20 protein-coding genes are annotated in these 18,684 nt (G+C 60.1%); 9 read left to right on the top strand and 11 right to left on the bottom strand.

The features are described from left to right. Nucleotides 1–2: 2 nt before the first annotated feature. The gene (locus I8E17_RS03040) at nt 3–623 is read right to left on the bottom strand and encodes a glutathione S-transferase N-terminal domain-containing protein (protein ID WP_069613837.1); all 621 of its coding nucleotides are present in this window, start codon (nt 621–623) and stop codon (nt 3–5) included. A 153-nt stretch (nt 624–776) separates the two neighbouring features. Beyond that, nucleotides 777–1,133 carry a DUF4406 domain-containing protein gene (locus I8E17_RS03035; RefSeq protein WP_069613836.1) on the bottom strand — a complete coding sequence of 119 codons (357 nt, stop codon included), beginning with the start codon at nt 1,131–1,133 and terminating at the stop codon, nt 777–779. 127 nt (nt 1,134–1,260) lie between these two features. On the opposite strand from I8E17_RS03035, the gene I8E17_RS03030 reads away from it, so the two are divergent. Next, nucleotides 1,261–2,016, top strand: a complete 756-nt coding sequence (locus I8E17_RS03030) for a DeoR/GlpR family DNA-binding transcription regulator (RefSeq protein WP_069613876.1) — start codon at nt 1,261–1,263, stop codon at nt 2,014–2,016. Between the two features lie 80 nt (nt 2,017–2,096). After that, on the top strand, nt 2,097–2,585 hold the full coding sequence (locus tag I8E17_RS03025; RefSeq protein WP_069613835.1) for a DUF2127 domain-containing protein: 489 nt from the start codon (nt 2,097–2,099) through the stop codon (nt 2,583–2,585). Between the two features lie 13 nt (nt 2,586–2,598). Here I8E17_RS03025 and I8E17_RS03020 read toward each other — a convergent pair whose 3' ends face one another. Then, complete coding sequence (locus tag I8E17_RS03020; protein ID WP_069613834.1) at nt 2,599–3,606, bottom strand: asparaginase; 1,008 nt, start codon at nt 3,604–3,606, stop codon at nt 2,599–2,601. A gap of 100 nt (nt 3,607–3,706) precedes the next feature. Then, nucleotides 3,707–4,333 (bottom strand): metalloregulator ArsR/SmtB family transcription factor, encoded by a 627-nt coding sequence (locus I8E17_RS03015; RefSeq protein ID WP_069613833.1) that lies wholly within the window; start codon nt 4,331–4,333, stop codon nt 3,707–3,709. Between the two features lie 101 nt (nt 4,334–4,434). On the opposite strand from I8E17_RS03015, the gene I8E17_RS03010 reads away from it, so the two are divergent. Next, nucleotides 4,435–5,859 (top strand): MFS transporter, encoded by a 1,425-nt coding sequence (locus tag I8E17_RS03010; RefSeq protein ID WP_113366904.1) that lies wholly within the window; start codon nt 4,435–4,437, stop codon nt 5,857–5,859. Here the strand turns inward: I8E17_RS03010 and I8E17_RS03005 are convergent. The 4 genes from I8E17_RS03005 to I8E17_RS02990 form a co-directional block, all read right to left on the bottom strand. Then, on the bottom strand, nt 5,840–6,838 hold the full coding sequence (locus tag I8E17_RS03005) for an NAD(P)H-quinone oxidoreductase (RefSeq protein ID WP_069613831.1): 999 nt from the start codon (nt 6,836–6,838) through the stop codon (nt 5,840–5,842). The genes I8E17_RS03010 and I8E17_RS03005 overlap by 20 nt on opposite strands. A gap of 79 nt (nt 6,839–6,917) precedes the next feature. Further along, nucleotides 6,918–8,723, bottom strand: a complete 1,806-nt coding sequence (locus I8E17_RS03000) for an EAL domain-containing protein (protein WP_069613830.1) — start codon at nt 8,721–8,723, stop codon at nt 6,918–6,920. A 204-nt stretch (nt 8,724–8,927) separates the two neighbouring features. Continuing rightward, entirely contained in the window at nt 8,928–9,185 is a 258-nt protein-coding gene (locus tag I8E17_RS02995; protein ID WP_069613829.1) for a type II toxin-antitoxin system ParD family antitoxin, read from the bottom strand. A 227-nt stretch (nt 9,186–9,412) separates the two neighbouring features. Beyond that, complete coding sequence (locus I8E17_RS02990) at nt 9,413–9,961, bottom strand: HdeD family acid-resistance protein (RefSeq protein ID WP_069613828.1); 549 nt, start codon at nt 9,959–9,961, stop codon at nt 9,413–9,415. 154 nt (nt 9,962–10,115) lie between these two features. Here I8E17_RS02990 and betI point away from each other — a divergent pair, with 154 nt between their 5' ends. The 4 genes from betI (at nt 10,116) to betA (ending at nt 14,631) form a co-directional block, all read left to right on the top strand. Continuing rightward, nucleotides 10,116–10,703 (top strand): transcriptional regulator BetI, encoded by a 588-nt coding sequence (betI, locus tag I8E17_RS02985; RefSeq protein WP_069613827.1) that lies wholly within the window; start codon nt 10,116–10,118, stop codon nt 10,701–10,703. Between the two features lie 4 nt (nt 10,704–10,707). Further along, nucleotides 10,708–11,349, top strand: coding sequence for a glutathione S-transferase family protein (locus I8E17_RS02980; RefSeq protein WP_069613826.1), 642 nt, complete (start codon nt 10,708–10,710; stop codon nt 11,347–11,349). Beyond that, on the top strand, nt 11,349–12,812 hold the full coding sequence (gene betB / locus I8E17_RS02975; protein WP_069613825.1) for a betaine-aldehyde dehydrogenase: 1,464 nt from the start codon (nt 11,349–11,351) through the stop codon (nt 12,810–12,812). The genes I8E17_RS02980 and betB overlap by 1 nt, the downstream gene beginning before the upstream one ends. A gap of 169 nt (nt 12,813–12,981) precedes the next feature. Then, nucleotides 12,982–14,631, top strand: coding sequence for a choline dehydrogenase (gene betA / locus I8E17_RS02970; protein ID WP_069613875.1), 1,650 nt, complete (start codon nt 12,982–12,984; stop codon nt 14,629–14,631). Nucleotides 14,632–14,643: 12 nt separating this feature from the next. Here the strand turns inward: betA and I8E17_RS02965 are convergent, their stop codons facing one another. Further along, on the bottom strand, nt 14,644–14,943 hold the full coding sequence (locus I8E17_RS02965) for a type II toxin-antitoxin system RelE/ParE family toxin (RefSeq protein ID WP_069613824.1): 300 nt from the start codon (nt 14,941–14,943) through the stop codon (nt 14,644–14,646). Then, complete coding sequence (locus I8E17_RS02960; RefSeq protein ID WP_069613823.1) at nt 14,940–15,212, bottom strand: YlcI/YnfO family protein; 273 nt, start codon at nt 15,210–15,212, stop codon at nt 14,940–14,942. Before I8E17_RS02960 ends, I8E17_RS02965 begins: the two co-directional genes overlap by 4 nt. A gap of 191 nt (nt 15,213–15,403) precedes the next feature. On the opposite strand from I8E17_RS02960, the gene I8E17_RS02955 reads away from it, so the two are divergent. After that, entirely contained in the window at nt 15,404–16,765 is a 1,362-nt protein-coding gene (locus I8E17_RS02955; protein WP_069613822.1) for a chloride channel protein, read from the top strand. Nucleotides 16,766–16,928: 163 nt separating this feature from the next. On the opposite strand, the gene I8E17_RS02950 is transcribed toward I8E17_RS02955, so the two are convergent. Next, nucleotides 16,929–17,375: an Rrf2 family transcriptional regulator gene (locus I8E17_RS02950; protein WP_069613821.1), complete on the bottom strand. Its 447-nt coding sequence runs from the start codon at nt 17,373–17,375 to the stop codon at nt 16,929–16,931. 488 nt (nt 17,376–17,863) lie between these two features. Between I8E17_RS02950 and I8E17_RS02945 the strand changes: the two genes are divergently transcribed. After that, complete coding sequence (locus I8E17_RS02945) at nt 17,864–18,604, top strand: phosphoadenylyl-sulfate reductase (protein WP_069613820.1); 741 nt, start codon at nt 17,864–17,866, stop codon at nt 18,602–18,604. The last annotated feature ends 80 nt before the right edge of the window (nt 18,605–18,684 follow it).

The raw sequence follows: 18,684 nt of genomic DNA, 5'->3' as shown, positions 1-18,684 counted from the left end.
GATCAGCCCTGTTCGACGGCAAGCGCCTTCTGAACGGCCGGGCGCTCGAGCATACGCTGATAATGCGCGCTGACCTTGGGGAACTGCTTGATATCGACATTGTCTCCCGGCAGCCACTTCTCCATGGTAAAGAGATAGCCGTCTGCGACGGTATATTGCTCGCCCATCACCCAGGGGCCCTTCAGCATCTTATCCTCGATCAAGGCGAAGCTTTCGGTCATGGTCTGCGGCACCTTGGCCTTCATTGTCTCGATGGCGGCGGCATCGTCGGTCCAGCGGTAGCCACGTCCCTTGTGCGAATGATTCACATGAACGGTGGAGACGATGTAACTGTTGAAGGATTGCATCTGCGCGAATTCGAAGGGGTCGTCGAGCGGTGCCAGCTTCGCGGCCGGTGCGATCTGGGCGATATAGGCCATGATCGCGATATTCTCGGTAAGGACGCCACGATCGGTCACCAGGGCCGGAACGCGACCTTTGGGATTGATGGCCAGATAATCCGGCTGGCGCTGATCGCCGTTGGCGAGGTTGAGGCGTCGGGGCTCGTAGGCGAGGCCGGATTCTTCCAGGGCGATGAGACTGGCGAGCGCGCAGCTTCCGGGCGCATAATAGAATGTCAGCATGTTCCGTTCCTTAATTGAATTCTGCAAGGAAGCTAAAGCGAACCGGGCCGATACGGAAGTGGTTGATGCTGATGGGCGCTACAAAAGGTTTTGATCGATCACGCCGATATCCCCATCCCCATTGGCTGGCTCAATGGGGATGGGCGGTTGATCTCAGGCGCAGCCCGGCACGTCTTCCAGCCCGTACCAAACGGGAATGCCGCGCTCGCGGGCAATGCGGACATCATTATCGGCGCCCTTGGAATCACCCGGCAACCTGAGAACACCCTCGCAAAGCTGCAGCAGGCGGCCGGCTGTCGGATGGAAGATCTCTTCATAGAGATCGTCGCCGATGCTCTTGCCGCCGGCGGCATGCCAGACCGGCAGGGCGACCCATTCGCCGATCATCGGGAGATGGCCTGCCTTGAACAGGGCATAGGACGGCTCCTCAAGGCGCTTGAGGTTTTCGGCCATCTTCTTCGGATCATCGCCGGTGCCGGAGCGATAGGGTCCCGCAATCAGAATCAACATGTCATGCCTCCATTCTGAATACCTGCTTCCTGCAGGAATTTGCACGAATATGCGCATATTTTCTTGAATGTCGAATCGATTCTGATAAATTCATGATTATTCGTGATATATCGTGCAGAGCATCGACATGCTGACCAGCCAACGCAAAGCCCTCATCCTCGACAGATTGCGCCGGGACGGCCAAGTGATCGCCAAGGTTCTGGCCGACGAACTGGATCTGTCCGAAGACACGATCCGCCGGGATCTGCGGGAAATGGCAACGGAGAAGCTGCTGAAGCGCGTGCACGGCGGCGCATTGCCGCTGTCACCTGAGTTACCCGATTTCACCGCGCGGCAGGCGGTTTCATCCGATGCGAAGCGCCGGCTTGGTGCCTATGCAACCAAGATGATCCAGCCGGGCCAGACCGTATTTCTCGACGGCGGCACCACCAATGCCGAGATCGCCCGGCAGCTTCCGAAAGACCTTGCCGTCACCATCGTCACGCACAGCCCTACGATTGCTGGCGAGCTGGAGCATCATCCTTTGGCCGAGGTGATCCTGATCGGTGGTAAGCTCTATAAGCATTCGATGGTTGCGACGGGTGCTGCCGCCATGGCGGCCATCGCATCGATAAGGACCGACATCTTCTTTCTGGGCGTCACCGCCATCCATCCCGCCCGCGGCTTTTCGACCGGCGATTTCGAGGAGGCGGCCATCAAGCGGCATATCGCCCATTGCTCGGCAGACACCTACGTACTGGTGACAACCGAGAAGCTCGATGCGGCCTCTCCATGCCAGATCCTTCCATTGACAGGCGTCTCCGGCGTGGTCGTGCCGTCCGATATTCCGGAGGAGAGCCTGACACCCTATCGAGATATGGACGTGCCGATCTTCCTGGCCTGACCGGCGACCGGAGATCGGTATGTCTTGTCGTCGCCGCCGATCAAGCCTACCTGAATAGGCCCCAGAGGTTGTGATCGCCCATGAACGAACGACGCATTCATCAGCTCTTCGAAATCAGCGTCCTGTTGAAGGGCGCACATGCCCTGATCGAATGCCTCGGCGGCCTTGTGCTCGCGCTCGTCAGTACCGAGTCGATCCTTCGGCTGGCTAACCGGATCACTCAGCCCGAGCTGCTCGACGACCCGCATGATTTCATCGCGACCCATCTGCTCACATGGGCACAGGATTTCTCGGTCAGCACCAAGAATTTCTATGCCTATTACCTCTTGAGTCATGGGCTGGTGAAGGTACTGCTGGTCATCGGCCTGCTCCGGGGCAAGATGTGGGCCTATCCGGCATCGCTGGTCGCCCTGGGCGTTTTCATCGTCTACCAGCTTTATCGCTTCACCGACACGCATGGCATCGGGCTCATCATCCTGACCATCTTCGACCTCGTCGTCATGGTTCTCATCTGGCAGGAATACAAGGTCGTCCGACACCATGTACCAGCTCAGAAAATGAGCGGCTGAAGCGAAGAGTAACCTATGCCGTCAACGCCGCTGCCGGCCTGATATCGCCGACATGAATGCCGTTCCAGTTCTTGAAGGATCGGTCGGCCATCGCCATCAGGCCGGCATGAACCGCGCCGTCCTTCTCGAAGAAGCGGGCCAAGGTTGCGGCCACCATGACTTCGGCGGCACGGCTGTTGCCATCGTCGCATTTGAGCGCGATAGCAATGCCCTCCTCGGGGATAGCGGCGCAAAATACGCCCTCGGCGCCGGTCTTGGCGAAGATGCGGCCGGGGGCAATCTGCATCAGCCTGGTGCAGGCGCGGTCGGTGCCGGCAACGTAGAAGGGTTCGGCCATGCATGCCTCGAACAACCGGTGTGACGCCTTGGCGCGCAGCGGCTCCAGGCCAATGCCGGTCGCCATCTTGGCAAAGCCATGCGCCAGTCCCTTGAGCGGCACGGCATAGGTCGGTATCGAGCAGCCATCCGTGCCGCAATTGTCGTGCGCCAGAATAGCGCCGGTCAGGCTCTGCATCATCTCGCGGATCTGCTGCTGCAGCGGATGGTCATAGCCGACATAGCCCTTGGGATCGATGTCCTGATGACAGCAGGCGCAGACGAAGCCGGCATGCTTGCCGGAACAATTGTTATGCAGCGCCGTCGGCGTCTCAATGGTGCGGGCCTGACGGATTGTTGTTTTCAGGTCGGAGGACCAGTGCGCGCCGCATTCGAGCGTGCCGACATCGCGGCCGGCGCGGGCCAGCATCAAGGCGGCAAGTGCTACATGTTCATCCTCGCCATTGTGGGAGGAGCAGGCGAGCGCCAATTCCTTGTCACCGAAGCCATAAGCGTCGGCAGCACCGCTTTCGACCAGCGGCAGGGCCTGCATCGCCTTGCAGGCAGAGCGCGGAAAGACGCCGCTTTCGATATCGCCGAGCGAGAAGACCAACTTGCCACCGCCATCGACCGCAACGATGGAACCGCGATGGCGGCTCTCAACCAGATTGCCACGGGTGACTTCGACGCAGACGGGATTGGACATGAGGGACGCAGCCTTTGATTTTGCTAGACGGCCAGTGATAGCCGCTGCATTCTGCATTGCCAATCGCCGATGCCGGCGGGCAGCATCGAAAAGCGATCTCTCAGGCCGCGTCGCGGATCCTGTAGGCGCAACGCCGGGCGCCGAGCAGAATATGCTCCTCCCGTTCGACATCAGCGCCGAGCACCATGCGAAAAGTCTCCAGCTCCGATCGACAGAAGCCGGCACAGGCAGATGCGGCGGCGCAGATGGGACAATGGTTCTCCACCAGCACCAGCGAACCGTCATCGTCCTGCCAGTGATCGGCCATATAGCCTTCCTGGGTGCGGATGGCAGCAAGGCTCGCGACTCGTGAGGGCAGATCGGCCGTCAAATCGATTTCGCTGCGATAGCGCCGAAGCGTCTCCGTTTCGCGTGCCGAGATGACAGCATCGACGGCCCCCTGCCCCAGTTGGCTGGCCATGGTGGCAAGGAGGGTGGCGGTCAGATCTGCATGGCCATCGGGAAACTGCCGATTGCCGACCGCCGTCAGATGCCAGAACTGGCGCGGTCTGCCTCTGCCGACGGAAGCTTCCGCTACAGGCTCGACCAACCCTTCCTCCGCCATCTTCGTCAGCTGCTGACGGGCTGCTTCCGACGATATGCCGAGCGCATCGCCGACGGCCGCTGCCAGCTGCGGCCCGTCGGTTTTCAACAGGATCAGAATTCGATTGGCAGGTGACTGACGCATTTTTCCAAGTTTTCTCTTGTTTTAATCCGACAAGGATGTAATTTTCCAAATTATAACTTGGAAAATAATCAAGCGCTAGGGAAAATACCGAGGATTGCCCGATGTCCAGCATCGAAACCACCGCTCCCCTCAAATCAGTCTCAATCTTCACGCTGTTCTCGCCAAAACTTCTGCCCGCGACACTGATGCTGGGCGGAGGCGTCACGCTTTATGCCGTCGAATCCTACATCACCGCCACGATTGCGCCCTCGATCGTCCGCGATATCGGCGGCCTCGAATTGTTCTCGTGGATGACGACGCTTTTCGTCGCCGCAGGCGTGCTCGGCTCGATCACGGTTGCGACCCGGCCGAAGGGAATAGGCTTGCGTGCCGTCTATGTTGCAGCGGCGCTCATCTTCGGCGTCGGCAGCCTCGCTTGCGCCATCGCACCGACCATGCCGGTGCTGCTGATCGGTCGCGCCGTTCAGGGATACGGCTCCGGCATGCTGTCCGGCCTCGCCTATGCCTTCATTCGTTTCATCTATCCGGAACCCCTGTGGCGCAGGGCCTCTACGCTCTACGCTGCCATCTGGGGTGTAGCGACCGTGCTCGGGCCGACGCTCGGCGGCCTCTTCGCCGCAGGGAGCGCCTGGCGGGAGGCCTTTCTCATCCTCGTCCCGGTGGCTGTCCTCATGGCGCTCTCGGGGCGCTGGCTGCTGCCCGATGTCGCGGACGATCGGATCGACACCAGAACGCCGCTGATCCAGATCATACTTCTGATTGCCGCAGTTCTATTCGTGAGCATTGCCGGCACGATCGAAGATGGATCCTACAAGATGATGCTGATCGCAGCTTCGATCGTGCTCGTCGCAACGATGGCGCTGATCGAGCGCAAGAGCGAAGTGCGCCTCCTGCCCTATGGCGCCGTCATGCTCAGCAACCCCATCGCGCGGCTCTACCTGACGATATTCACGATGATGCTGGTGCTGACGAGCGACATCTATATCCCCTATTTCCTGCAGACGCTCCATGGCGTAACGCCGCTAGTCTCAGGCTATCTCGTGGCGCTGGTAGCGCTCGGCTGGACCATCGCGGCCTTCTTCAGCAACTCTTTCTCAGGTCGGCCAGCGGCCATCGCCATCGTCAGTGGCTGCATTCTGGAAACGGCCGCAACCGCATCGCTGATCCCGTTCCTGGCAACGAATACGCCCTTCGACACCATCGTCAGGTTCGCGCCGGCCGTGATCGCCATGTTCCTGATGGGATTCGGCGTCGGTCTCGGCTGGGCGCATCTTGTAACCAGGATCATTGGCATCGCCCGCAGGACCGAACAAGACAAGGCCTCGGCGGCGATCTCGATGACACAGTCGCTGGGCGGCGCATTCGGTGCAGCGCTCGCCGGCGTCATCGTCAATGGAGCGGGCCTGACCCATCCGGGTGGCATTGCCGGCGGCCTCTCTGCCGCAACATGGCTCTATGCGCTGATGGCCATACCCGGCCTTATCGCCGTCGTCCTGTCGCTGACGATCAAGCCAGCTGCAGCATGATCTTGCCGATGTGATCGCTGGTTTCCATCAATCGATGCGCCTCGACTACATCGTCGAAAGAAAAGGTCCGATAGATAACGGGGGCAACCGTGCCCTCGTCAAACAGCGGCCAGACTTGGGACAGGAGGTCGTCGCGGATGGCCCGCTTTTCCTCAGCCGTGCGCGGGCGCATAGTCGAACCGGTCACGGTCAGCCGCTTGACCATGATCGGCGCAAGGTTGGCCTTTTCCGCAACCGCGCCGCCAAGGAAAGCAATGATGGAAAGGCAGCCATCGCGGGCAAGCGAAGCGAGGTTCTTTTCCAGATAGGCGGCGCCGATCATGTCGAGGATGATATCGACGCCATGTTCCGTCTCGGCCTTGATGACCTCGGCGAAATCCTCTTCTTTATAATTGATCGCCCGCTTGGCGCCGAGCTTCTCGCAAGCCTCGCATTTTTCTTTCGATCCGGCGGTCGCATAAACGGTCGCGCCGAAAGCGCGGGCAAGCTGGATCGCCGTCGTGCCGATGCCGCTGGAGCCGCCGTGGATCAGCACGCTTTCGCCTTCGGTGAGGCCCGCCATTTGGAAGAGATTGGCCCAGACCGTAAAGAACGTCTCAGGGATGGCCGCAGCACGCACGGCGTCATAGCCGTTCGGGAAGCGCAACGCCTGGCCAGCGGGAAGAGCGCAATATTCGGCATAGCCGCCGCCATTGGCGAGGCCGCAAACCTTGTTGCCGATCGAAAACTCCGTCACGCCGGGCGCGACATCGACCACTTCGCCCGATATCTCAAGGCCCAGGATCGGGCTTGCATCCTTCGGCGGAGGATAGGTGCCCTGCCGTTGCGCCACATCCGGCCGATTGACGCCGGCGGCCTCGACACGGACCAGGATCTCGCCCGGCTTCAAGACCGGCAGAGGCTTTCGGGCGATTGTCATGACCTCTGGTCCGCCAAAGGACGGCAAATCCACGAAACGCATTTCAGACGGCAAGGGCATGGCGCTATCTCCTCTCCCAGCAAAGCAGTGGAGATAGTTTAGCGCAAAGCGCTTGAAAAGGACCGAGTGCCGGAGGGCGTCAATTCGTCTCGGCCAAGCCGAGGAATGCCACGCCCATGGCGCTTTCCTTTGCCTTCGCCTTGATACCCGCAATGGAGGTGCTGACCCGGCTGATATTGTCGATCACCAGCCCCTCCGGCAGTTGCAGGATGCCGATCGAGCAGCGCATCAGCGGGAACTCGGTCTCGGCGCCACTGCGGTCGTGGCCGCGAATGCGACCCGCGGCACGATCCTCCACCGAATAGAGCTCGCGGACGTCGGCGTGGAAATCGGCAAGCAGCCGGTCCAGAACCTCGCGAAGCTCCTGCATATTCCAGCCGGTGACACCGATGAAGAAATCGTCGCCGCCGACATGACCGAGGAAATGGCGCTCCGCAAAGAAATAGCGGCGCATCAGGGCCGCAAACAACGAGATGGCATGGTCGCCGAGATGGAAGCCATAGGCATCGTTGAACGGCTTGAAATTATCGAAGTCGCAATAACAGAAATGCCTGATTTCATCGCCATCTCGGCCGGCGCTCTGCATGAAGTCGTGGATCGCCCTGTTGCCGGGAAGGCCAGTCAGCGGGTTCTGGTCCTGCGCGATCTTGAGTTGCTTCTCGTTGATGACCTTGATGAGCGAGGCAGCGGAGACGATGCCGGCATAATGCGTGCCTTCGGTGACGATCAGGCAATCGCTGCTTTCCATGTTGGCGAAGATCGTCATCAGCGTGTCGGCATCGGAATCGAGCCCGACGATCGGCGCCATTTCGACGAAATGCGAGATCGACCGTTTATAGACCTTGTTCTTCAACAGGTCGCGGCCGAAAGGCTGATAGATATATTCCTTCAGCTGATACTCGTGGATGATGCCGCGCGGCTCGTCATTGGCATTGACGACCGGGAAATAGGCCCGGCGCGGATTGCGGCGAAAGAGCTCGAAGACACTGTCGATGCTGTCGCTTTCGCGGATGGTCGGCAGCACTTCGATCTGCTTGCGGATGAGGATTTCATCGAGCGACTGGCTGTTGCGGGCGACCTTACCGAGATCCTGCAGATGCGGAAAGCTCTGCTTCAGCTCGTTGACCAGCACCGTCGGACGGGCGATGAACCAGCCCTGGACGAGGTCGACGCCGAATTCGCGGCAGGTCACGAACTCCGCCTCAGTTTCGATGCCCTCCGCGATCACGCGCGTCCCGAGGACATGGGCGATATTGACGAGGTTCCTCAGGATATGGCGCTTGCGGGCGCTGCGGTCGATATCGACGATGAAATGCCGGTCGATCTTGAGATAGTCGACCGGATAATCGGACAACAACTTCATCTCGCCACGGCCGACGCCGAAATCATCGATCGCGAGCTTGAAGCCGGCATTGCGCATCTTGGCAACCAGCGCCGAAAACTCCGGCACGATGGTATTGTCGAAACGTTCGGAGAATTCGAAGCAGACGGAGGACGGCGCGATGCCGGCCTTTCTCATGTGCTGCAACAGGCCGTCGACCAAAGCCGTGCCCTGCGCAATCAGCCGGACATCCAGATTGAGGAAAAGTGTCGTGGTAGCAATATTGGGCAGGGTGGCAAACTTCGCCAGCGCGCGGCTCGTGACCATCTGCTCCAGCCCGAGAAGCTGGCCGGTGCGCTCGGCCTCATCGAGAATGTCGACCGGGCTGTCGAAACCGATGCGTTCCTGGCCGCGCATCAGGGATTCATAGCCGAAAACGGCGCCCGTACCGGCCTCCACGATCGGCTGGAATGCATTTTCGATGACGAGTTTGGCGAGAGTGACGATCTGGTCGCTGGCATATCGGCGCAATACGCCCGGTTCGACTGCGGCAGTCACGGACATGCCCATCTCCACTTGCGGATTCTAATCTAATTTATTTAAGTAAAACTTTGGATTTACCGCGTTTTCGACCCAAGATTGCGCCATAAAGCGTCAACGAAACCTTTCCCCTATGTGAAAGTTTCATGAATGGTAAAGCAATATTAACCATTCGCCGGGACGCGGACCCGGCGCACGGCAGCCGAGGGCTGCCGTGACGAGCGGGGCTCAGTGCTGATTGCTCGAGTGCCGCTCTGCTTCGTAATCGGCAAACATATCGGCGACGCAACGGCCGCTCTTTGCCGTCTCGCCGCCATCGTTGGCGGCACGTGGCACCTCGCAAATGTCACCGCGCTTGCGCGCCGCATCCCACATGCGAAGAGCTTCCCGCACGACTTCGCTGCTCGAGGCATAGGTGCCGGTGTCGACCGCTGCCCGGATGCCGGCAGCCTGAAGCGGAGAGATGGAAACCGTTACCATCGGCATGATATTCCTCCCTTGACGTTATCTAGCGGAAATTTGTCTGGAATCATGTTCCGCGGCTTCGACCAGTTTCTTCGAGCATGTCCCTCGACATGCGGACTTCCAGATGAAGATACTGCCGTTACATCAACGCAACGCCGTTCTGCCTGATATGGCAGAGGCGCAAAGAGTAACGCCGCTCACGCTTCTTGTCAAAAAGTAGCAGTGCGTTACCCCTTTTGGGAGATGCACTACCGCCTGAGCACGAGACCGAAGACCACCAGCGTCCAGCCCTGGAAGATCAGATCGAAAGCCAGGAAAAGGCCGAGGATCCAAAGGCTGTTGACCGGCCAGCCGAGAGCGATGGCGATGCCTGCAACGGCAGTCGCAAGACCGCTGATGACGATCCAAACCCAGCCGCGCTCAGGTTTCAGCTTGCGGCCGACCCAGACGCGGAACGTGCCGGCGATGAGGAGCGCGATGGCAAGGAACAGCGTCAATGCCTCGGAAGTCAACAGCGGATTGGCGAAGGCAAGGATACCGGCAACCGTATAGAGCAGGCCGCTCAACACCCAGAACAAGATATGCTCCCAACCCCTCACCTGAAAGGCATGGGCCAAATGCACGATACCGCCGATCAGCATCAGCATGCCGACATAATAGACGGAAGCCACCGTGGCGATGAACAGATTGCCAAGGGCGATGCCACCACAGATCAGCAGCAATATGCCAAGTCCGACAAACCAACCCCATTTGCCGCGCATCGCGGATGGGGGAACTTCATCAAGAATATCAACCATGACTGCACCTCCTCCTCTTCGGAAGTATGGCACAGAAATGCTGTGCGGAAAGAGGTTGCGGATTTTTCGCCAGGGAATGCCGGTCCCGTGATTTTTTTATTGATTGATCAGTCAATCAAAAATACACTCATCTTTAATCTTGGGGATTGACGCAATGCCGAAAGTCGGAATGGAGCCTGTGCGCCGCAAGGCGCTGGTGGATGCTGCGATGCGCGTGATCGGCGATCACGGCTCGCTTACGGTCACCATGTCCGAAATCGCCAAGCAGGCGGGCGTTTCCCCCGCCCTTGCGCATCATTACTTCGGCAGCAAGGAACAGCTGCTGATCGAAACCGTCCGCGTGCATCTACAGCGGCTGCGCGACAGCGTCGTGACGGCGCTCCGAGAGGCGAAAACGCCGCGCGAAAAGCTCTCCGCCGTGATCCGCGTCAGCTTCCAGGCCGATCAGTTCGCGCCGGAAACGATCGCCGCCTGGCTCGCCTTCTACGCCGAAGCGCAACGCTCGGAAGAGACGCGGCGCTTTCTCGTCATCTACGCACGCCGCCTGCACTCAAATCTCGTTGCCAATCTCAAGGCTCTGTGCCCGGCCGGCGACGCCGGGCGGATCGCCGAGGGTGCAGCTGCCATGATCGACGGGCTTTATATCCGCCAGGGCCTCAGATCCGCGCCGATCAGCACCGAGGCGTCGATCGCGCTGACGGAAGATTATCTGACGACCCACCTCAACGCGCTGAAAGGCTGAGACCATGCTGACCGTATGGGGCCGCAAATCGTCATCCAACGTGCAGGCGCTGATGTGGTGCATCGGCGAGCTCGGCCTTGCCTATGAGCGCATCGATGCCGGCTTTACCTATGGCGTCAATGACACGCCCGAATTCCTGGCGATGAACCCGAATGGCACCGTTCCGGTGCTGCGCGATGGTGATGACGAGCCGCTTTGGGAAACGGGCGCCATCCTGCGCTATCTCGCGACGCAATATGGCGAGGATGCCTTCTGGCCGAAGAGTGCGCGCCATCGCGCCCAGATCGATAAATGGGCCGAATGGGCGAAGATCAATATCGCCTTGAATTTCACTGGCCCGGTGTTCTGGCGCGCGGTGCGGACTGCCCCTGCCCTGCGTGATGAGAAGGCGATTGTTGCGGCTGTCGCAGCACTCGCTGCGAAGCTAGACATCGCCGAGTCGCAGTTCGGACGGCACCGCTTCCTTGCGGGCGATAATCTGACGCTCGCGGACATACAATTCGGGCACGTTCTCTATCGCTATTTCGACATCGACATCCAGCGCCCTGCCCATCCGCGGCTGCAGCGCTACTACGAAAACCTCACCGAGCGGCCTGCTTTCCAAGAGCATGTCATGGTGTCCTACGAAGAATTGAGGGTTCTATAATGCGCGCACAACCGAAAGCCTCGCATTTCATCGACGGAGAATATGTCGAGGACACCGACGGCACCCTTATCGAAAGCATCTATCCGGGGACCGGCGAAGTCATCGCCCGCCTGCACGCAGCGACGCCTGCCATCGTAGAAAAGGCGATCGCCAGTGCCAAGCGTGCGCAGCCGGAATGGGCGGCCATGAGCCCGACGGCGCGCGGTCGCATCCTGAAGCGGGCCGCCGAGATCATGCGCGAACGTAACCGCGAGCTTTCGGAACTGGAAACGCTGGATACCGGCAAGCCGATCCAGGAAACCATCGTCGCCGACCCCACGTCCGGCGCCGACAGTTTCGAATTCTTCGGCGGCATCGCGGCAGCCGGCCTCAACGGCTCCTATATCCCGCTCGGCGGCGATTTCGCCTATACCAAGCGGGTGCCGCTCGGCGTGTGCGTCGGCATCGGCGCATGGAACTACCCGCAGCAGATCGCTTGCTGGAAGGGTGCGCCGGCCCTCGTCGCCGGCAACGCCATGGTGTTCAAGCCTTCGGAAAACACGCCGCTCGGCGCGCTTAAGATCGCCGAAATCCTTATTGAGGCAGGCCTGCCGAAGGGCCTTTACAATGTCATCCAGGGCGACCGCGAAACCGGGCCTCTGCTCGTCAATCATCCTGATGTGGCGAAGGTTTCGCTGACCGGCTCGGTGCCGACGGGCCGCAAGGTGGCGGCTTCGGCGGCCGGTAACCTCAAACATGTCACCATGGAACTCGGCGGCAAGTCGCCGCTGATCGTCTTCGACGATGCCGATATCGACAGCGCCATCGGCGGCGCGATGCTCGGCAATTTCTATTCGACTGGCCAGGTCTGCTCGAACGGCACGCGCGTCTTCGTCTCCAGTAAGATCAAGTCCGAATTCCTGAAGCGCCTGAAGAGCCGTACAGACGCCATGCTCATCGGTGACCCGATGGACGAGGCGACGCAGATCGGCCCTATGGTCTCCTGGGCGCAGCGCGAAAAGGTGCTGTCCTACATCGAAAAAGGCAAGGCCGAAGGCGCAACGCTGCTGACCGGCGGCGGCATCCCGAACAATGTCTCCGGCGAAGGCTATTACATTCAGCCAACCGTGTTTGCCGACGTCACCGACGATATGACGATCGCCCGCGAGGAGATTTTCGGGCCAGTCATGTGCGTGCTCGACTTCGATGACGAGGCCGAGGTGATTGCCCGCGCCAACGCCACCGAATTCGGGCTTTCCGGCGGCGTCTTTACCGCCGACCTCACGCGCGCCCACCGCGTCGTCGACCAGCTCGAAGCCGGCACGCTCTGGATCAACACCTACAATCTCTGCCCGGTCGAAATTCCCTTCGGCGGCTCCAAGCAATCCGGCTTCGGCCGCGAGAATTCACTGGCCGCATTGGAGCATTATTCGGAACTGAAGACAGTCTATGTCGGCATGGGGCCGGTGCAGGCGCCTTATTGATCCACCTCCCCCTTGAGGGGAGAGGTCGCCGCATAGCGGCGGGTGGGGGTGACCAGCCGCAGCGCGTATAGCAGCAATCACCCCACCCCGGCCTGCGGCCGCCCCTCCTCCTCAAGGGGAGGGTGCATATCCTTCGATTTACGCCTGTTGCCACTTGGAGCATATCGTCATGCAAGCAGATTTCGTCATCGTTGGCTCAGGCTCAGCCGGCTCCGCCATGGCTTACCGCCTGTCGGAAGACGGCAAGCATTCGGTCATCGTTCTGGAATTCGGCGGCAGCGACTTCGGCCCATTCATCCAGATGCCGGCAGCCCTTGCCTGGCCGATGAGCATGGACCGTTACAATTGGGGCTATCTCTCCGAGCCGGAACCGCAGCTCAACAACCGACGCATCACCGCCCCGCGCGGCAAGGTGATCGGCGGCTCCTCCTCGATCAACGGCATGGTCTATGTGCGCGGCCATGCGGAAGACTTCAATCGCTGGGAGGAGCTGGGCGCGCAAGGCTGGGCCTATGCTGACGTGCTGCCCTACTTCAAGCGGATGGAGCATTCTCACGGCGGCGAAGAGGGGTGGCGCGGCACGGATGGCCCACTGCATGTGCGCCGGGGCGATGCCCGCAACCCATTGTTCCACGCCTTCATCGAAGCCGGCAAGCAGGCGGGCTTCGAGACGACGGAAGATTATAACGGCAGCAAGCAGGAAGGCTTCGGCCTAATGGAGCAGACGACGTGGATGGGCCGGCGCTGGTCTGCGGCGACAGCCTATCTCAAGCCTGCGCTGAAGCGGCCGAACGCGACGCTCATCCGCTGCTTCGCCCGCAAGATCGTCATCGAAAATGGCCGTGCGACGGGTGTCGAAGTCGAGCGGGACGGCAAGATCGAGATCATTAAGGCAAACCGCGAGGTGATCGTCTCCGCCTCCTCGTTCAATTCTCCGAAGCTGCTGATGCTATCCGGCATCGGGCCTGGGCAGCATCTGCGCGACATGGGGATCGAGGTGAAGGCCGACCGGCCGGGCGTCGGCGCCAACCTGCAGGACCATATGGAATTCTATTTCCAGCAGACCAGCCTGAAGCCGGTGTCGCTCTATTCCTGGCTTCCCTGGTACATGCAGGGGATTGCCGGCGCGCAATGGCTGTTCTTCAAGAAGGGCCTCGGCACCTCAAACCAGTTCGAGGCCTGCGCCTTCCTGCGCTCCGCGCCCGGCGTCAAACAGCCCGACATCCAGTATCACTTCCTTCCCGTCGCCATCAGCTATGACGGCAAGGCGGCCGCCAAGAGCCACGGCTTCCAGGTGCATGTCGGCTACAACTTATCGAAATCGCGCGGCAACGTCACGCTGCGCTCTTCCGACCCGAAGGCGGATCCCGTTATCCGCTTCAACTATATGAGCCATCCGGAAGACTGGGAGAAGTTCCGCCACTGCGTGCGCCTTACCCGCGAGATCTTCGGGCAGAAGGCCTTCGACGAATATCGTGGACCGGAAATCCAGCCCGGACCGAACGTTCAGACCGACGACGAGATCGACGCCTTCCTGCGCGAACATCTGGAAAGCGCCTATCACCCCTGCGGCACCTGCAAGATGGGTTCGAAAGACGATCCGATGGCGGTGGTCGATCCCGACACGCGCGTCATCGGCGTCGACGGCCTGCGTGTCGCCGACAGCTCGATCTTCCCGCATGTGACATATGGCAACCTGAACGGGCCTTCGATCATGACCGGCGAGAAGGCGGCCGACCACATTCTCGGCAAGCCGAGGCTGGCACGCTCGAACCAGGAGCCCTGGATCAATCCGCGGTGGGAGACCAGCGATCGGTAGGATGGGCGGGCATCAGTGGTAATCCTCCTCTCGCTGATGCCTGATCGCCAGTATTGTCACCGTCTCGCTGTCCTCGATTTCGAATAGAGCGACATAACCGGACGAGCCGAAAGGAATGAGGAGTTCGCGGAGAAATGCATTGTCCGCTGACGCTTTGCGGCAACTGAACGGAAAATTCTCCAGAAATTCCGTTGCCTTGGCGATCGCCTGACAGGCTTTTTCCGCAAGCTCGATGTCTCTTACCAGAAGATAGTCATAGAGTCGTTCGAGATCATCAAGCGCGCCTTTGGAGTAACGCACGGCAAAGGTCATTTTTGTCTAGACGCTTTTGCGGCTTCAAGTTTGCCCTTCAGCATTCCCAGCACGTCGTCAGCGCTGTGATACACGCCAGTTTTCCTCGCATCCTCCCGCGCAGCAAGACCGCGAGCGATGAATTCGGCCTTCGTTTGGCGGTGTTCAATCTGCGCACGCAGCGAGCTTTCCACAAATGCCGACAAGGTCTCGCCCTCTCGCAGCACGCTTTCAGCAGCGGCGCGCAAGGCGGGATCAACCCTCAAGGGCGGTATGGAAGCGGATTTCATTCATCGGCTCCTTTGCATTGCAACTGCAATACATTTTATTCGATCACTCGAAACGGTCAACACGTGGATTAAACCTTGGCCGCAAAGGGAAATTCTGTAAGAAAGATCGATATCGCAATTCTCCCTACGAGGTGTGCGGCCCGGAAAATGCCTCCAAAGGGCATGCGGGCCAGCATAACGGTACACGTCCCATGCCCCCTATCTACCGCAAGTCCAAGCTGCTCCGCCGTTCCCGCGTCATCTGGGGCTCATTCAATCTCTGGCGACCGCGTTTGGTGTTCTGGACGGGTGCTCTAGCGATCGGTGTTATCAGTGTCGGCTTTGCCAAGCTCGCCGATGTGGCGCAGCGGGCTTTTACCGGTGTGACGCAATCGGGCGAATGGATGTGGCTGCTGCCGCTCGCGCTGACGCCGCTCGGTTTCGTTTTATCGGCGTATCTGGCTGCGACGCTGTTTCCCAATTCGCAAGGGAGCGGCATTCCGCAGGCGATTGCCGCGCGACATCTGCATCATGAAGAGGATCGCACCAAGCTGTTGTCGCTGCGGCTCGCCTTCGGCAAGATCGTGCTGACTATATTGGGCCTTTTGAGCGGCGCCTCGATTGGCCGTGAGGGGCCGACGGTGCAGGTCGGCGCGTCCTTCATGCTGGCCGTTGCCCGCTTCGGCGGCATGGCGCAGGCGAAGGGGCTGATCCTTGCCGGCTCCGCCGCCGGCATCGCGGCCGCCTTCAACACGCCGCTTGCAGGTATCGTCTTTGCCATCGAGGAAATGAGCCGCACCTATGAGTCGCGCGCCAACGGTCTGGTTCTGACCGCCGTCATTCTTTCCGGCCTTGCCGCACTCGGCCTTTCCGGCAGCTATAATTATTTCGGCACGGCCGATGCGGCGCCGACGATGCTTCGGGACTGGATTGTCATGCTGATCTGCGGTGTCGGCGGTGGCGCACTCGGCGCCACCTTCAGCGGGCTGGCGCTTTATGCCGGCATTCGCATCCGTCGCTGGGCACAACCGCAGCCGCTGAAACGCATGCTGATCCTTGCCGGCCTCTGTGGTTTTATCGTTGCCGCCGTCGGCGTGCTCTCCGGCGGCCAAACCTTCGGCACCGGTTACGAGCAAGCCCGCGGCGCGGTGGAAGGACATGCCCTGCCCCTGCTCTTCTTCGTCGAGAAGCTGCTGGCAAGCTTCCTGTCGATGATATCAGGCATTCCCGGCGGCATCTTCGCCCCCTCACTTGCCGTCGGCGCCGGCTTCGGCAGCACGGTCGGCACGCTGATAGGCGGCGGCGTGGCGCTTGCGGCGATCCTCGGCATGGCCGGCTATTTCGCCGGCGTGGTGCAGGCGCCGATGACCGCCTTCGTCATCATCCTGGAAATGACGGGCGATCATCAGGCCGTTATCCCGATCATGGCTGTATCGATGATCGGCTATGTCACGTCACGGCTACTGTCGCGCGAGCCCTTGTATCATGGGCTGTCCCGTGTCTTCATCGCAGCAGCAATCCGCGCCCGGCGTGCCATGGAAAAGGAAGGCGGCGAGGAACATGCCACCCACTGAATGCCGAAGCTCTGCCGATGCCGGAGAAAGGCACATGGTAGGCCTTCCCGGCCTTGACCTGCCGGAGCATTTCCGCTTTCCTTCGAATCGCGAAAACGCTCTATCTTCTTATTTTTACGCAGTTCCGGACGCAAAACCGCTTCGCACTTTTGCTGGAACTGCTCTAAGCCATCAGCCTGGCGACTTCCGCGCCATCAGGCTGAGCGATGGCATCGGCTATGGTCGTAGAGAAGAGAACCTTGCGGGTCGCATCCGCCACCCGGGCAAAGACGTGGCGGATCTCGCAGTTCTGCTCACCGTCGCAGTCGTCGCAGCGACGATAGGCGGTGAGCGAGAGACAGGGTAGCGGCGCCAGCGGCCCATCGATGACCCGCAGGATTTCGCCGAAGGTGATCTCATCCGCCGGCTTGCGCAGGAGATAACCGCCCTGCTTGCCGCGACGGCTGATGACAATGCCCTGATGCTTCAGGTCGAGAAGGATCTGTTCGAGGAATTTCTTCGGGATCTTCTGCTGGGCGGCGATGTCGGAAATCATCATCGGCTCGCCCGCCTCGGATTGGGCCAAGGCAGACAGCGCCCGCAGCGCATATTTTGCTTTCTGAGTAATCATTTCGAACCGCTTCACACACACATGCGATACGTCCGGTCGAGCGATTCGGCCGGTCCGCTATAGAACTCCTCAGCCCTCGTCCCCGGGGCAATGTCGAAGCACTCACACCCTTGGCGCACGGCCAGGAAACGTTAGCAACCCAGACTTGTTGTCATTCTTCGTCGCTATGCCAATAGTTTAGCGCAAAATCCACCGCAGCGCATCATTTTGGGCATCACTTCCGATTTCCATTTGACAAGCTATGTGTAACTCTACTATTTCTATAGACATTAAAGCAAGCACTTAAACATGGTCAGTCATATCGAGTGCTTCCGAAGGGCCGCTCCGGCGGCAAAACGCCTCGGTTAACAGCCGAGGCGGTCGCTTTTCCTTATCGGTGCTGCTTCATGGAGATATTTACTCTCCAGCCGCTCCCTTTCGAAATCTATTTTTCTGTCCGCTGCCGTTACGAACTGCGATACTCCCGGCAACATCAGGACAGGATTCCCATGACTGCCATTACCTTTATTGAAGATGCCGCGACGCTCAACAGCCAGCTTGCATCGCTCGATCTTGCCGGCCGTCTGTCTCTCGTGGCCGGCCTCGGTGGCCGTACCGTGTTTACAACGTCGCTCGGGATCGAAGATCAGGTGATCACGGCGGAGATCGGCAATCACCGCCTGCCGATCGAAGTGGCAACCCTGCACACCGGCCGTCTCTTCCCGGAAACGCTCGCCCTGATCGACGAGACGGAAAGCCAATACGATATCAAGATCGTCCGCTACGAGCCGGAACAGGCCGATATCGACGCCTATGCCGCAAAATACGGTCTGAACGGTTTCTATGAGAGCGTCGAAGCCAGGCATGCCTGTTGCGGCGTGCGCAAGCTGAAGCCGCTTGCGCGAGCACTTTCGGGCGCCAGCATCTGGATCACCGGCCTGCGCCGCGGCCAGTCCGCCAACCGCGCCGATACGCCCTTCGCCGAATTCGACCCCGAGCGCAACCTGGTCAAGATCAACCCGCTTGCCGATTGGGATATCGACGCGATCCGAGCCTATGTCGCCGACAACAGCGTTCCGGTGAACCCGCTGCATGCACGCGGCTATCCCTCGATCGGCTGCGAACCCTGCACTCGTGCCATCAAGCCGGGCGAGCCCGAGCGCGCTGGCCGCTGGTGGTGGGAAAACGATGAAAAGCGCGAATGCGGCCTGCATGTCCACGAAGAAGGCACTGCCGCAACAGCACAATAATATGTCCGCCGGCTCCCGGGATCGATCCGAAGCGCGTTTCCTACGCCGCTGTTCAACCGGGAACCAACGCACCCATTCTC

Origin of the sequence: Rhizobium sp. AB2/73 (assembly GCF_020871915.1) — a bacterium.
Taxonomy (GTDB): Bacteria; Pseudomonadota; Alphaproteobacteria; order Rhizobiales; family Rhizobiaceae; genus Rhizobium; species Rhizobium dioscoreae.
This window is presented reverse-complemented; position numbering and strand designations above follow the sequence as displayed.